This is a genomic window from Methylobacterium trifolii (assembly GCF_022179685.1).
Classification (GTDB): Bacteria; Pseudomonadota; Alphaproteobacteria; order Rhizobiales; family Beijerinckiaceae; genus Methylobacterium; species Methylobacterium trifolii.
The window spans coordinates 1-13,342 of sequence record NZ_BPRB01000222.1 but is presented as its reverse complement, the minus strand read 5'-3'; the positions used below and the strand labels follow the sequence as shown (position 1 = coordinate 13,342).

The following is a 13,342-nucleotide window of genomic DNA, read 5'->3' as shown; positions in this document are numbered from 1 at the left end:
CGCCACGGGTGCGACGGGCCTTGCCGGGACGACCGGAGCGACGGGTGCGACCGGCGCGACCGGTGCTATCAGCGCGACCGGCGCGACCGGCGCGACCGGCCCGACCGGTCCCACGTCCTTTGCCCCGCCGACGTCTCCGGAGTCGGTGTCGGCGGCCCTGCCTGCCGCTCTGCAGGCGTCGGAGGCAAACAGCCTGATCTTCGGTACGGAGACCCATTCGATCGGTACGGCGTCCCAGTTCGATCTCTCTCGGAGCCCCTTCGGCAGCGCGGGGTCGACCTCCGAGATGTTCGTCAGTTCGCTCAAGGGCAGCGAGCTCTAGCGCGTCCCACGATCCGATGACCTCGACCCCCGCTGGAGATCCAGCGGGGGTTTTTTACGGTCTGGACGGTTCGGCCGGGTCGATCGGCGGCCGCTTCGATGCCGCGCGGAAGCCCGACGACGGCGCCGCCCTGGCGATCCGGGCGTGTTCGAGGCCGATGCGGCCCATCCGTCCGGCCCGTCGCCGTCCTGCGACTTGAATCACGGAACGGCGCGTCGTTAACCTTTCGTCAACCATGAACCGCGCAGGTTCGGGCGTCTGAGAGGAACGGCCATGACGCGACGTGTCCACCGGGACTTCGATGCCCTGACCGAGGCGCAGGTCGTGGCCGGCCGGACCGCGGCCCGCCGGGTGACCGCCGCCGGCCTGCTGCCGGCCGACGCGCCCAAGAGGATCACCGAACTCCTGGATGCGATCGACCACGTGGCCGAGGCGGCCACTGGAGACCGCAGCTTCCTCCACCTCAAGCCGGCGCCGGGACAGGCGGCCGGCCCCCTGCGCGCCCGCGTGTGAGCTGACAAGGGTCCGGACCGGGGCCCGCTCCGAGCCGGACCCGACGCCGTGATGGCGCAGCTCCGGGCATCGGTCTGCTGTCAGGCCTGACAGGTCTCGTCCGATATCCGTTCGATCGCTTCGCGATGCGGATTTCTGCTGCGCTCATACCAAGTCTCATAGGTGAGGACCTATGAGGTCCGGCGGATTGCCGCCGCCCGCGGTCGCGGGGGCCGAGCCTCGATGACGCATCCTCACCGAGGCTTGGTATCAGGCGCCGCGCGGGCGTCCCGATACCGGGTCCGCTTCGATCGAGCGGACACGGTATCAGGCCGGCAACCGCAGTTCGGCGCGCAGGCCGCCGAGGCCGGAGCGCCGCAGGTCGAGGGCGCCGCCGTAGAGTTCGGCCAGTTCCAGGGTGATCGGCAGTCCGAAGCCGTGGCCCGGCACGCTCTCGTCGAGGCGCCGGCCGCGCGCCATCACCGCCGCGAACGCGTCCCCGTCGAGGCCCGGCCCGTCGTCCTCCACGCGCAGGCAGACGCCCTGGTCCAGCGGGATCGCGGAGATCCGCACGCGGGCCTTCGCCCAGGTGCAGGCGTTGTCCATGAGGTTGCCGAGCATCTCGTCGAGGTCCTGGCCGTCGCAGGCCACCACGAGCCCCTCCGGGACGTCCGCCTCGATCGCGAGGCGACGGTCCGCGTGCAGGCGCCGCAGGGCCTCGGCGAGATCCAGGACGTGCGCGCGCAGGTCCGTCCGCGTGCGGACGCCTCCGCCCAGCGCCGCCGCCCGCGCCCGGCGCAGGTGGTGGCGCACGCGCCGGTCCATGCCGGCGACCAGCCGGGACAGGGTGCCGTCCGGATCGTGGTCCCGGTCGGCCAACGCCATGGTCAGCGTCGCCAGCGGCGTCTTGAGGCCGTGGGCGAGGTTGGCGACGTGGGCCCGTGCCCGCTCCAGGTTCGCCGCGTTCTGGTCGAGCAGGCCGTTCAGTTCGGCCACCAGCGGCCGGATCTCGGCGGGCTGCTCGGCCGGCACGCGCGGCCGGCGCCCGTCCCGGACCGCGGCCAGGTCCCGGCGCAGGCGCTCCAGGGGCCGCAGGCCGAGGCGGACCTGCACGACGACGCCGGCCAGCAGGCAGAGGCCGAGCAGGCCCAGGGTGAGGGCGAGCGTCCCGGCCGCCTCACGCACCGGGCCCTGGAGCGTCGCCGCCGGGCCCGTCGCGACGATCAGAGCCCCCTCCGCCGGCCGGCCGGGCGGCACGGGCAGGACGCGCATCACCAGGGCCTCCCCCCGCGGCCCGGTCCCGTCCGCCGGCCGGGGCCGGTCGGTGTCCTGGGGCTTGGGCCGCCGGGGCAGGTCCGGGATGTCGAGCCGCGCGCCGTCGAGGGAGCCGGAGCGCAGGACTTGGTCCGCGCGCTCGACCTGCCAGTACCAGCCCGAGCCCGGATGGTCGAAGGGCGGCGCGTCGAGGTTCCTGGTGAGGCGAAGGACACCGTCCGGCCCCTGCTCCAGGCCGGAGGCGACGGCCGCGATCTGCGCATCGAGGCGTCCGTCGAGCTGCGCGCGGGCAAACCGGTGCAGGATCAGCCCGATGGCGATGCCGGCCACGACGAGCGCCGCGGTGACGAGGACCAGGGCCGCGAGCAGCAGGCGGCGCTGGAGGGAGCCGAGGTGGAACGGGCCGGGGGGCTTGGCAGTGCGCTTGCCAGTGGGCTTGGCGAGGGGCTTGAGGGGCGGCGGCATCAGCCCTCGCCGCCGTGCAGGCGCCAGCCGTGGCCGCGCACGCTCTCGATGCCGGCCGGCGCGATCTTGCGGCGTAGCCGGGTGATGATGACCTCCACCGAGTTCGAATCGACCTCCGCGTCCCCGTCGTAGACCCGCTCCAGCAGTTGCGTGCGCGGCACCACCCCGTCCTTGCGCAGGATCAGGCAGGACAGCACGCGCCATTCGAGGCCGGTGAGCTTCAGGGGCAGGCCGTCCCGCTCGAAGGTGCCGAGGCCCGCATCGTAGGTTAGCGGGCCGCAGGCGATCCGGCTGACGCCCGCCGCCTGGGCCCGGCGGACCAGGGCACGTAGGCGGATCACCAGTTCCTCGACCCGGAACGGCTTGACGAGGTAGTCGTCCGCCCCCGCCTTGAAGCCCGCGACCTTGTCGCTCCAGCCGTCGCGGGCGGTGAGGATCAGCACCGGCATCGTCCGCCCGCCCGCGCGCCAGGCCTGGAGCACGGCGATGCCGTCGCGCTTGGGCAGACCGAGGTCGAGCACCACGGCGTCGTAGCTCTCGGTCTCGCCCAGGTGCTGCGCGTCCTCGCCGTCGGCCGCGTGGTCGAGGGCGAAGTTCTCCGCCCGCAGGGCACGCAGGATCTCGGCGGCAAGCGGCGCGTCGTCTTCCGCCAGCAGGATCTTCATCGTCGGGTCCGTCCAAGTCGGGGTCGTCCAACAGGCAGGGCCGCCTACCGGGCACCCTTTAACGGAAACTGAACCGGCCGGTTCAGGGCGCGTTTCGCGCCCCGTCCTAGAAGCCGGTCAACCCGAAAGGGGATCTGCAGCGAAAGAGACACCCATGACCACCGACACGATCGTCGACGGCACCGCCACCGACGTGACCACCGACGCCCTGAGCCCGGGCCGCAGCCGGCAGCCCCGCCGCGGCCTCGTGGTCGGGGCGCTGGCCGTGCCGCTGGCGCTCGGCGCCGTCGGCCTCTCCCTGGCGCAGCCCGGCCCCAATGCCGGGCTCACCCCCATTGAGCCCGTCGCCATCTCCGCCCTGGCGCCCTCCGGCGCGGTGGCCGCCCGCGGCGAGGTCGCCGAGGTCTTCGGCAACAAGTTCGTCGTGCAGGACGGCACCGGCCGGGCGCTGGTCGAGACCGGCCGGCAGGGGGAGGGCGGCACCCTCGTTTCCAAGGGCGAGACCGTCACGGTCCAGGGCCGGTTCGAGAACGGCTTCCTGCACGCAAGACTGCTCACCCGCGCCGACGGCACCAAGGTCGTGCTGGGCCCGGCGGGCGGACCGCCCCCCGGCAGCCTCGACTGGGCGAAGGACAAGGTCGGCCTCGGGGCGCAGCCGGACGTGCCGGCCTTGAGCGCCTCGGTGGAGAAGGCCGGCTACAGCGACGTGCGGGTGACGGGGCGCGGCCCCAGGCACCTCGACGTCGCCGCCAAGGGCCAGGACGGCCGCGAGCGCCTGCTCCATGTCGGCTTCGACGGGCAGATCCGCGAGAAGCGGGTCTTCTGAACCCCGACGCCTGCGCGCCGTACCGGGACGTCCCTCCGGTGCGGCGCGCCGTGCACGCTCGGCCGGGGGCATCGGAGGAACCGCGCGCCGTGGTAGAGGGATCTCCATCCCTCGGCCCCAGCAGGAGGAACCGCCATGCCCCCGCACGCTCTCCATCCGCGCGGCATCTTCAGCGCCGCACCGACGCCCCTGACCGCGGATTACCGGCCCGACCACGGGCTCTTCCTCGATCACGCCCGGCGGCTCCTCGAGGCCGGGTGCGACGGCATCTCGCTGCTGGGAACCACCGGCGAGGCCAACAGCCTGTCGCTGCCCGACCGGAAGGCGCTGCTGGAGGCCGTGGTGGCGGGCGGGATCGCGCCCGGGCGCCTGATGCCGGGCACCGGCATGGCGGCGCTGACGGACGCCGTGGACCTCACCCGCCACGCCCTGTCGCTGGGCGTCGCCACGGTGCTGATGCTACCGCCCTTCTACTACAAGGCGGTCACCGACGAGGGCCTGTTCGCGGCCTATGCCGAGGTGATTGAGCGCGTCGCGGACCCTCGCCTGCGGGTCGTGCTCTACCATTACCCCCAGGTCTCGGGCGTCTCCCTCTCGCATGCGCTCATCGGGCGGCTGCGGGAGCGCTATCCGGCCATCGTCACCGGCATCAAGGATTCGTCGGGGGATTTCGACAACCTGACCGCCATGGTCGAGCGCTTCCCGGGCCTCGCGGTGCTGACGGGCGCCGACCCGCTGGTCCTGCCGCTCCTGCGCGCGGGCGGGGCCGGCGGCATCACGGCCGCGGCCAACCTCGTGCCCGGAGACCTCGCCCTGATCTACCGCCACCATTCCGATCCGGCGCAGGCCGAGGCCGTCGCCGCCGCCGAGACGCGCCTGGTCGCCGCCTTCGAGCGCTCGCGGCGCTTTCCCCAGATCCCCACCCTGAAGGCGATCCTCGCCGGCAGCACGGGGCGCGCCGACTGGAACAGGCTCTGCCCGCCGCTCCTCGCCCTCACCGAGGCCGAGCGCGCGCAGATCCCGCCGGCGGGATAGGCCGGACCCGTCCCGGCGAACGCCATCCGGCTCCCGCCCGCCCGCCTGCCGCCCAGACATCCCGCCGCCCAGACCATCTCGGACAGCCTCACATGGCGATGCGAACGACCTTCATCGTTCAGACCTTCGTGACGAAGCGCAAGCGCCTCGTCCCCGGCGACCGGGAGGTGGCGCCGACCGAGAGCGGCGCCCTCAAGAAGGCCCAGGCCATGGCCGGCCGGATGCCGGGCGCCGCGGCCCTGAAGATCGTGGCCGACGACGAGACCGGGGAACTGGAGCGCGCGACGATCCTCGGGCAGTTCGGCGAGGTGCCGGAGGATTTCGCCGAGAGCCTGCAGGGCGGGTGAGGGCCGTCGCAGGACCGGCGCCGGTCACGCCGCCGGGGCGATCACCTCGACCGCGCCGACCGCCACCCCGAGCCAGCGCCGGTCGTTCCCCTTCCCCGCATCGATCGGGCGCCGGGTGCGCGGCACCACCAGGGTGATCTTGAGGGCCGCCTCGCCGTCGTCGGCCGGGGCCGTCTCGCCCAGCACGGCCGAGAGGCGGTAGGTGCCGTCGTCGCGCCGCTCCAGCGTCGTCGGCGCCCGGACGTCGTTCAATTCCAGGACGATGTCGGCGAGCATGGCCTCGTCGATGGCTTCGAGGACGCAGACGGAGATCCGGCTGCCCTGCGGCACGTCGAGGGGAAAGACGATGCTCGACCGGCGGCTGGGCCCGCTCCACCGATACCGCCCGTGGACGGGATTCAGCTCCTCGGCGTACCACTCGAAGCCGGAATAGGCTTCCTCCGGGCTGAACAGGACGCGCCCGCGGCGCAGCTCCACGCGGCATTGCGGGCTGGCCCGGGCCGAGCCCTTGAAGCTCGCATTGGCCGTGTGGCTCACCTGGGCGAGGGGCATGTCGTGCGTCGGATACTCGATCCGGTGGAGCCGATCCTCGACCCAGCATTGCAGCAGCGCCATCAGCTCGGCCCGGCGAAAGTCCTCGCCGCCCGCCGCGATCCGCCGCAGCCAGTCCTGCTGCTCGGAGGCCGAGCGGTCGCGGTACGAGTCCCGGCGCCAGGCGGCGTTGAACTTGAAGACCGTCAACTCGCGGGTCGGGGCCACCGTCGCGCCCGCCTCGTAGCAGCGCAGCAGGAAGTCCTGGTCGACGGCCACCCGCGCTTCGGACGGCCCGCGCCAGGGGCCGACCCGTTCGAGAAGCGCGCGGGTGTGCAGCAGCGAGGAGGGCGGGAAGAAGTAGCGCGGGCTGTAGGTGTCCTCCGGGAAGAGGCCGGTGATCGCCCGGATGCCGCTCTCCGGCGGACCGTAGAGCGCCGTCACGCTCCCGACGATGTCCGCTCCGGTCCGCTCGAAGACGTTCAGCGCCGCCGCGAGGTGCCCGGGCCACCACAGGTCGTCGTGGCCGAGATAGGCGACGTACCGGCCCCGCGCCCGGGCGAGGCCCGCGTTGTTGGGCCCGTACTGGCTGCCGTGGTTGTGCGGCAGGTTGATCCACGCGACGCGCGCGTCCGCGAAGGATTCGACCACCGCCCCGGTCTCGTCGGTGCAGGCGTCGCCGACGACGAGAAGCTCGAAGTTCCCCATCGTCTGGGCGAGGACCGAGGCGATGGCGCAGCGGAGCGCCTCGCTCCAGTTGTAGGTCGCGATGATCACGCTGACGGTCGGCGCGTCGTCGCCCGGGTGCGAGGCCGCGCCGGGCGCCCCTACCATCCCCGGCCGCCCGCGACGCTGTAGGGAATCCGGTCCTTGGCGATGCGGAATTTGTCGGGGTCGGCGTGGTCGTAGGGGCGATCGGGCATGTTGACGAAGTAGGCTTCGCAATCGCCCACGTTCTGCACGAGATGCGCGACGTGGGGCGGAATGTGGATCAGGCCGCGCTTGCGCTCGGACAGGTTGATCTCGTTGATCATCCCCTTGGTCGGCGAGTCCTCGCGCAGGTCGTACAGGACGATCTTCAGGAAGCCGCTCAGGACGAACATCCTGTCGCTCTGCTGCTTGTGATAGACCCAGCCCTTGTGCCTTCCGGGTCGGACGCTGGCCGCGTAGACGTAGACCAGGGGCGCGTTCATCACGCCCCAGGCGGGATCGAAGATCTCGGTGATCTCACCGCGCTCGTCGGTCTGCAGGACCGCGTATCTCAGGATCACGCCGTCGATCAGCCGCTCGATCCGTTCGCCGGATGCCGTGACCGTCGACGTGTCTTTCGTGCCTTCCGCGAGCATGCCGTCCTCGTGAATGCTTCGTCGATGGGGAATGGGTCATACCGAGTCTCATAGGTGAGCGCCTATGAGGTCCGGCGGACGGCCGCCGTCCCGCAGTCGCGGGGGCCAAGCCTTGATGGGTCATCCTCACCGAGGCTTGGTCTTGCCGAAGAATCGAAGCCGCATTCAAGCGGCGCGTCTCCCGGTGCTCGGATTCGCACCCGCGCGGCAACGGCTCCCATCGATGCCGGCCCAAAGAAAAACCCGGCCGCTTCCAGGGAAGGGCCGGGCGGAGGTTTGAGCCGGGTGGCGGGGGCGTGCCAGCGGCTCTTGGTTATGTGAATGCGCAAGCGCGACGGTTGTTCCCGGCCCGGACGCGGATTGTCCATGCCGGTCCGCGTGACGCCGCGGCGGTTGCCCTCGGCGGTCCGGGATCGGTATCGGTGACACGGGATGCCGCCCTTGGCGGTGCCGGCTCCGGGGACCCGACGGACGGGATGTCGGCCGCCGCAACCCAGGAGCCGAAAGCCGTCCTCGCGACCCTCGTCGGGTTCGATACGACCAGCGCACCGTCGAACCTGCCGCCGGTCGATCGGGTCGAGGACTTCGCCGGGGCGCAGGGCGCGACGGTCGAGGGCGTGCCGGACGAGACGGGGAGAAGGCCGCGCTCCGGATCGGCCTCGGCCCCGCCGACCGGCCGGGCTCGGTCGCGCGGGCGCATAAGGCCGACGAGGACGTGACGGTGGCCGAACGCGACGCCTGCGCCACCGTCGTTCGCCGGCTCATCGCCGCGTGCCGCGTGCCCTGAGCCGGCTCCCGACCGGTGAGAGCGCGGCCGGATCGTCGTCCCGCGGAGCCGGGCTTCCTTGCGCGCCTGCCGGCCGCATGGAACAAGGCGTGAAGCCTCGGGGACCGCGGCCTCGCGTCGGATGAGGCCGAGGTGCGGGAGAACCCGAGCCATCCAGGAGGAAGCCCCGTGACGATCGTCCGGACCGGTGCCGCCGCAGCCCTCGCCTGCGCGGTCCTCAGCTTATCGCCGGCGCAGGCCGCCGACTGCGCCAACCGCGGCCAGCTCGACGAGGCCTATTGCGACGCCGACAAGGACCTCGTGGCCGACATCCCGGCCAAGGCCCGCGATCCGAGCGTCATCGTCTTCGCCTACACCCCGGTCGAGGACCCCGCCGTCTACGAGAACGCCTTCAAGCCGTTCACGGCGCACCTGGCCAAGTGCACCGGCAAGCGCGTGGTCTACTACCCCGTCCAGTCGAACTCCGCCGAGATCGAGGCGATGCGCTCCGGCCGCCTGACGGTGGCCGGCTTCTCCACCGGGCCCCTGGGCTTTGCCGTCAACATGGCGGGCGCCGTGCCGTTCGCGGCCAAGGGCACCGAGAAGGGGGCCGAGGGCTACAACCTGATCGTCGTGGTCAAGGCGAGCAGCCCGTTCCGGAAACTGTCCGACCTCAAGGGCAAGCGGGTGGCGCATACCGCCCCCTCGTCCAATTCCGGCAACCTCGCCCCCAAGGCCCTGTTTCCGGAACAGGGCCTGAAGCCCGGCGAGGACTACGCGCTCCTCTATTCGGGCGGGCACGACAAGTCGGCGCTGGGCGTCGGCACGGGCGATTACGACGCCGCGCCGGTCGCCTCCGACGTGTTCTACCGGATGGTGGCCCGCGGCACGATCAAGGGCGACGATTACCGCGTCATCTACACCAGCGAGAAGTTCCCCAGCTCGGGCTTCGCCTACGCCCACGACCTCAAGCCGGAACTGGCCGACAAACTGAAGCAGTGCTTCTACGATTTTCGCTTCCCCGCGGAGATGGTGAAGGACTTCGAAGGGGACGACCGGTTCAGCCCGATCACCTACCTCAAGGACTGGGCGGTGGTGCGCAAGGTCGCCGAGGATTCCGGCACGCCTTACAACAAGGCCGCCTACGAGCGGGAGGCGGCCCGCGAGGCGGAGGCCGCGCGCAAGAAGGCCGAGGCGAAAAAGCCGTGATGCGGCCGGCCATGCCGGCGCCGGGGCCCGGGCGGCCCGGCGCCCTGGTGCTGCGCGGCCTCGTCAAGGAGTACCGGCCCGGCCAGCCCGTGCTCCGGGGCATCGACCTCGTGGTGCCCGATACCGGGCTCACCGCGATCATCGGCCCCTCCGGGACCGGCAAGAGCACCCTGATCCGCTGCATCAACCGGCTGGTGCAGCCGACCGCGGGCGAGATCCTGTTCCGGGGCGAGGACCTCGCCAAGCTCTCGGGCCGCCCCCTGCGCCGGGCGCGGCGGCGGATCGGCATGGTGTTCCAGGAATACAACCTCGTGGAGCGGCTCTCCGTGATGGAGAACCTGCTCTGCGGCCGCCTCGGCTACGTGCCGGCCTGGCGGGCCTGGCTGCGGCGCTTCCCCCAGGCCGACGTGGAGCGCGCCTTCGACCTCCTCGATTCGGTCGGCCTCTCGGGCTTCGCCACGCGCCGGGCCGACGCGCTCTCGGGCGGCCAGCGCCAGCGGGTGGGCATCGCGCGGGCGATCATGCAGGAGCCGGAGATCATCCTGGCCGACGAGCCGACCTCCTCCCTCGACCCCAAGAGCTCCGTCGAGATCATGGAGATCCTGGTGCAGTTGGCGGCCGACCGGGGCGTGCCGGTGGTGGTCAACATCCACAACGTCGCCCTGGCCCGGCGCTTCGCCAGCCGCATCGTCGGCATGTCGGGGGGCCACGTGGTCTACGACGGACCACCGGAGGGGCTGGCCGACCAGGACCTGCGCGGCATCTACGGCGGCGAGAACTGGCTCGAATGAGCGCCGCCCGCACAGCCTTCCGCCCGAACTGGCCGGCGCGCCTCGGCTGGCTGCTGCTCGCCCTCTACGTCGTCTATGCCGGCAGCACGCTGGGCTTCGTGCCGGAGCGTTTCGCGACCGGGCTCGACCACGGCCGGCGCTTCCTCGCGCGCATGTTCCCGCCGAACTTCTCCCGCTGGGAACTGATCCAGTCGGGCATCCTCGAGAGCATCCAGATCGCGGTGATCGCCACGGTGGTCGGCATCGTCATCGCGCTTCCCGTGGGGTTCCTGGCCGCCCGCAACCTGATGCCGCCTTACGTGACGTGGCCGACCCGCGGGCTGATCGCCCTCTGCCGCTCGTTCCACCCGATCATCGTCGCGATCCTGTTCGTGAAGGCGATCGGCTTCGGGGCGCTGGCCGGGGTGATGGCCCTGATCGTCGCCTCGGTCGGGTTCATCGCCAAGCTCTTCGCCGAGGCCATCGAGGAGATCTCCCTCAAGCAGGTCGAGGCGGTGCGGGCCACGGGCGCCGGCTTCCTCTCGGTGCTGGTGATGGGCGTGGTGCCGCAGGTGCTGCCGCGCTTCATCGGCTTTGCCACCTACCAGCTCGATTCGAACCTGCGGAACTCGACCATGGTCGGCATCGTCGGCGGGGGCGGCATCGGGGCCACCCTGTTCACGGCCTACCAGCGCTTCGACTTCGACGTGGTGCTCGCCATCCTCATCGTCATCGTGGCGATGATCATGGCCGCCGAGATCGTCTCGGGCTGGGCGCGCAGGGTGTTCCAGTGAGTGTTCCGGTGAGCGCGCCCGTCGCGGAGCGGTCCTGGCAGCGCTTCTCCCCCGGCCTCCGGCTGGCGCGCTTCGCCTTCTACCTCTGCACGGTGGCCGCCTTCGCCGTCTCCCTGCGCACCATCGAGATCATCCCGGAATTCCTCTACGACGCCCCCGAGCAGATGGCCGACCTGTTCGGCCGGATGTGGCCGCCGGACGCGAACTACCTCGGGCCGACGCTCGCCGCCCTGGTCGAGACCCTGCACATCGCCACCCTCGGCACCCTGCTCGCCCTGGCGATGGCGGTGCCGGTGGGCCTGCTGGCGGCCCGCAACCTCACCCCGAGCTTGCCGCTGAACCTTCTGGCCAAGTTCGTGTTCGTGACCTCGCGCTCCGTCAACTCCCTGGTCTGGGCGCTGCTGTTCGTGGCCGTGTTCGGTCCGGGGCCGCTCGCGGGGACGCTGGCTATCGCCTTCCGATCTATCGGCTTCACCGGAAAGCTCTTCGCCGAAGCTCTGGAGGAATCCAGCCCCGGCTCGATCGAGGCCCTGACGGCGGCGGGTGCCGGCCGGCTCTCGACCCTGGTCTTCGGCTACTGGCCCCAGGTGAAGCCGGCCTTCTGGTCGATCGCCCTGTTCCGCTGGGACATCAACATCCGCGAATCGGCCGTGCTCGGGCTCGTGGGCGCGGGCGGCATCGGCGTCGCCCTCGATACCGCCCTCAACCTGCTCTACTGGGACCAGGTCGCCGTGGTGCTGGCCGCGATCTTTTCCGTGGTCGTCCTGGCGGAAATCGTCGTCACGCTGGTCCGCAACCGCGTGCTGTAGGACGTCCGACGGCGCGTGGGTGTTTCGGCGCTCCAGCCGGAGGGGCGCCTCGTGCGTCGCCGTCGTCCGCAGCCGGCCCCGGCGCCTGCCCCCCCGCGATGTTCCAGCCGGAGCGAAGCGGAATGTGATCCCGGATCCGGACATGAGAGCCGAGCCGCGGAGCAGCTCCGGATCGTGGACACCGATGGCGCTTCGTTCCGTCTCCGTCGCGGAGTCGACGGCGTGCGCTATCGAAACGCCCCATGCGCCCGAGGCCCCGCACGCCGTGGCGCCGGCGGGAACGCAGGGAGAGGCGGGACGCCGTGCAACCACCGCGACGACCGCGTCCGTGCCGGTTCCCCCGCGTCCCCTGTTTCGCCCGGGCGGGCAGCCCCCTGTCATGCGAACGAGAAAGGCCCCGGAACCGAGGTTCCGGGGCCTTTCTGGACGTGTCGTCGGATCGAGCCCGCCTCCGCGAACCGGGCTCGCCGCGTCGGGTCCTCAGAGGCCGCTGAACTTGTAGTTGAAGCCGGCCTTGACGATGTTGCCCTCGGTGCGGAAGCGCGAGGTGTAGGAGCCGGCGCCGGCGGCCAGGCCGGTCAGGCCGACCGTCACGTTGCGGCTGCCGAGGTCGTAATGCAGGTACTCGACCTTCAGCGTCACGGCCTCGGACTTGATGCCGATGTAGTTGCCGATGGCGAACCTGTTCAGGAAGCTGTCGGTCGGGATGGCGTACTCGATGCCGCCGCCGTAGGCGTAGCCGGTCTCGAGGCCGGTCTCGCGGCCGGCGAACTGCAGGGCGAGGCCGGGGTTGTAGAAGTTGGCGTCGTACTGGACCTGACCGTAGGCGAAGCCGCCGGTCCCGTAGACCAGGAACCGGTCGAAGGCGTAGCCGAGGCGGCCGGTGGCGGTGCCGAGCCACTCGAGGCTCTGGCGGTAGGCGGCCGGGTTCGGCAGCACGCCGCCGGCGAGCGGGGCGCCGAGGACGAAGGTGTTCTTGTGAATGTCGGTCCAGGACCAGTTGGCGGCGACGCCGACCACGAAGCCCGAGCCCGGGGTGAACTGGTAGTTGTAGCCGAAGCCGCCGCCGATGTTGGCGATGCCGTCCTGCTCGTTGGTGACGGTGCGCAGGCGGCGGCCGGCGACCACGTTGCCCTCGGTGACGGCGGTGTTGCCGACGGTGGTGATGCGCTGGCGGTCGGTGAAGGTGTAGGCCGTGTCGATGCCGGCGAAGAAGCCGGTCCAGGTGAAGACCGGGATCTGCGTGAACACCGGCGGGGGGGCGCGGCGCGGCAGGTCGGCGGCCGAGGCGGCGCTGGCGAAGAAGGCCGTGGCGGCGGTCGCGAGGAGGAGCTTCTTGATCATGGCGGCGGGGTCCGGCTGTGTTTCCGATCGACTGTGGAAACATCTAAGCTGGACTGTGCAGACTCGACTATGCCCGCCGTGCCACAGTGCCCCCCGAAAGCAACCTCCGATCCGCCGGACGGGGCCGCCGGAACCGAAACGGGCGGCCGACGCGCCCTTGACAGGCCGCGGCGGGATGCTCCGCCACTCCGCGATCCCCTGCGGCCTTGATCGAAACACCGTGTCCCTCTAAGCGGTGCGCGCTTTTCGCCCGGCTCTCCACGATCTCCAGGGCGTATGGATTCGGGCGCCGCGCACCGCGCGGACCCTGGCGCAGGAACGGGAACGATGGCCAAGGAAAAGTTCG

At 71.5% G+C, this 13,342-nt stretch carries 14 protein-coding genes; 8 read left to right on the top strand and 6 right to left on the bottom strand.

Going from position 1 to position 13,342, the window contains the following annotated elements; genetic code table 11:
• A partial coding sequence (locus COGEMETH_RS18590; RefSeq protein ID WP_238184094.1) for a hypothetical protein occupies positions 1-306 on the bottom strand: 306 nt, incomplete at its 3' end.
• A 289-nt stretch (positions 307-595) separates the two neighbouring features.
• Here COGEMETH_RS18590 and COGEMETH_RS18585 point away from each other — a divergent pair.
• Positions 596-835 carry a hypothetical protein gene (locus COGEMETH_RS18585; RefSeq protein WP_238184093.1) on the top strand — a complete coding sequence of 80 codons (240 nt, stop codon included), beginning with the start codon at positions 596-598 and terminating at the stop codon, positions 833-835.
• Between the two features lie 306 nt (positions 836-1,141).
• Here the strand turns inward: COGEMETH_RS18585 and COGEMETH_RS18580 are convergent, their stop codons facing one another.
• A complete protein-coding gene (locus tag COGEMETH_RS18580; protein ID WP_238184092.1) occupies positions 1,142-2,554 on the bottom strand; it encodes a sensor histidine kinase in 1,413 nt (470 codons plus the stop codon).
• A complete protein-coding gene (locus COGEMETH_RS18575) occupies positions 2,554-3,219 on the bottom strand; it encodes a response regulator transcription factor (protein WP_238184091.1) in 666 nt (221 codons plus the stop codon). The genes COGEMETH_RS18580 and COGEMETH_RS18575 overlap by 1 nt, the downstream gene beginning before the upstream one ends.
• 154 nt (positions 3,220-3,373) lie before the next feature.
• Between COGEMETH_RS18575 and COGEMETH_RS18570 the strand changes: the two genes are divergently transcribed.
• The 3 genes from COGEMETH_RS18570 to COGEMETH_RS18560 all read left to right on the top strand — a co-directional run bounded on the left by COGEMETH_RS18570 (position 3,374) and on the right by COGEMETH_RS18560 (position 5,427).
• Positions 3,374-4,045, top strand: a complete 672-nt coding sequence (locus COGEMETH_RS18570) for a DNA-binding protein (RefSeq protein WP_238184090.1) — start codon at positions 3,374-3,376, stop codon at positions 4,043-4,045.
• Positions 4,046-4,180: 135 nt separating this feature from the next.
• Complete coding sequence (locus COGEMETH_RS18565; protein ID WP_238184089.1) at positions 4,181-5,080, top strand: dihydrodipicolinate synthase family protein; 900 nt, start codon at positions 4,181-4,183, stop codon at positions 5,078-5,080.
• A gap of 92 nt (positions 5,081-5,172) precedes the next feature.
• Positions 5,173-5,427 carry a hypothetical protein gene (locus tag COGEMETH_RS18560; protein ID WP_238184088.1) on the top strand — a complete coding sequence of 85 codons (255 nt, stop codon included), beginning with the start codon at positions 5,173-5,175 and terminating at the stop codon, positions 5,425-5,427.
• A 24-nt stretch (positions 5,428-5,451) separates the two neighbouring features.
• On the opposite strand, the gene COGEMETH_RS18555 is transcribed toward COGEMETH_RS18560, so the two are convergent.
• The gene (locus COGEMETH_RS18555) at positions 5,452-6,792 is read right to left on the bottom strand and encodes a glycosyltransferase family 2 protein (protein WP_238184087.1); all 1,341 of its coding nucleotides are present in this window, start codon (positions 6,790-6,792) and stop codon (positions 5,452-5,454) included.
• Entirely contained in the window at positions 6,786-7,304 is a 519-nt protein-coding gene (locus tag COGEMETH_RS18550; RefSeq protein ID WP_238184086.1) for a polysaccharide biosynthesis C-terminal domain-containing protein, read from the bottom strand. The genes COGEMETH_RS18555 and COGEMETH_RS18550 overlap by 7 nt, the downstream gene beginning before the upstream one ends.
• A 955-nt stretch (positions 7,305-8,259) precedes the next feature.
• Between COGEMETH_RS18550 and phnD the strand changes: the two genes are divergently transcribed.
• The 4 genes from phnD to phnE (COGEMETH_RS18530) are packed head-to-tail and all read left to right on the top strand — an operon-like array spanning position 8,260 to position 11,652.
• Positions 8,260-9,279: a phosphate/phosphite/phosphonate ABC transporter substrate-binding protein gene (gene phnD / locus COGEMETH_RS18545; RefSeq protein ID WP_238184085.1), complete on the top strand. Its 1,020-nt coding sequence runs from the start codon at positions 8,260-8,262 to the stop codon at positions 9,277-9,279.
• Positions 9,279-10,070 carry a phosphonate ABC transporter ATP-binding protein gene (gene phnC, locus COGEMETH_RS18540; protein ID WP_238184084.1) on the top strand — a complete coding sequence of 264 codons (792 nt, stop codon included), beginning with the start codon at positions 9,279-9,281 and terminating at the stop codon, positions 10,068-10,070. The genes phnD and phnC overlap by 1 nt, the downstream gene beginning before the upstream one ends.
• Positions 10,067-10,843, top strand: a complete 777-nt coding sequence (phnE, locus tag COGEMETH_RS18535; protein ID WP_238184083.1) for a phosphonate ABC transporter, permease protein PhnE — start codon at positions 10,067-10,069, stop codon at positions 10,841-10,843. The genes phnC and phnE (COGEMETH_RS18535) overlap by 4 nt, the downstream gene beginning before the upstream one ends.
• Positions 10,844-10,851: 8 nt before the next feature.
• Positions 10,852-11,652, top strand: a complete 801-nt coding sequence (phnE, locus tag COGEMETH_RS18530; RefSeq protein ID WP_373875391.1) for a phosphonate ABC transporter, permease protein PhnE — start codon at positions 10,852-10,854, stop codon at positions 11,650-11,652.
• A 480-nt stretch (positions 11,653-12,132) separates the two neighbouring features.
• On the opposite strand, the gene COGEMETH_RS18525 is transcribed toward phnE (COGEMETH_RS18530), so the two are convergent.
• Entirely contained in the window at positions 12,133-12,996 is an 864-nt protein-coding gene (locus tag COGEMETH_RS18525) for an outer membrane protein (RefSeq protein ID WP_238184081.1), read from the bottom strand.
• Between the last annotated feature and the right edge of the window lie 346 nt (positions 12,997-13,342).

Coding starts and splice junctions, on each gene's coding strand:
- phnE (WP_238184083.1), top strand. CDS start 10,067: ATGAGCGCCGCCCGCACAGCCTTCCGCCCGAACTGGCCGGCGCGCCTC.
- COGEMETH_RS18575 (WP_238184091.1), bottom strand. CDS start 3,219: ATGAAGATCCTGCTGGCGGAAGACGACGCGCCGCTTGCCGCCGAGATC.
- phnC (WP_238184084.1), top strand. CDS start 9,279: ATGCGGCCGGCCATGCCGGCGCCGGGGCCCGGGCGGCCCGGCGCCCTG.
- COGEMETH_RS18560 (WP_238184088.1), top strand. CDS start 5,173: ATGGCGATGCGAACGACCTTCATCGTTCAGACCTTCGTGACGAAGCGC.
- COGEMETH_RS18550 (WP_238184086.1), bottom strand. CDS start 7,304: ATGCTCGCGGAAGGCACGAAAGACACGTCGACGGTCACGGCATCCGGC.
- COGEMETH_RS18555 (WP_238184087.1), bottom strand. CDS start 6,792: ATGGTAGGGGCGCCCGGCGCGGCCTCGCACCCGGGCGACGACGCGCCG.
- COGEMETH_RS18580 (WP_238184092.1), bottom strand. CDS start 2,554: ATGCCGCCGCCCCTCAAGCCCCTCGCCAAGCCCACTGGCAAGCGCACT.
- COGEMETH_RS18525 (WP_238184081.1), bottom strand. CDS start 12,996: ATGATCAAGAAGCTCCTCCTCGCGACCGCCGCCACGGCCTTCTTCGCC.
- COGEMETH_RS18585 (WP_238184093.1), top strand. CDS start 596: ATGACGCGACGTGTCCACCGGGACTTCGATGCCCTGACCGAGGCGCAG.
- COGEMETH_RS18570 (WP_238184090.1), top strand. CDS start 3,374: ATGACCACCGACACGATCGTCGACGGCACCGCCACCGACGTGACCACC.
- COGEMETH_RS18565 (WP_238184089.1), top strand. CDS start 4,181: ATGCCCCCGCACGCTCTCCATCCGCGCGGCATCTTCAGCGCCGCACCG.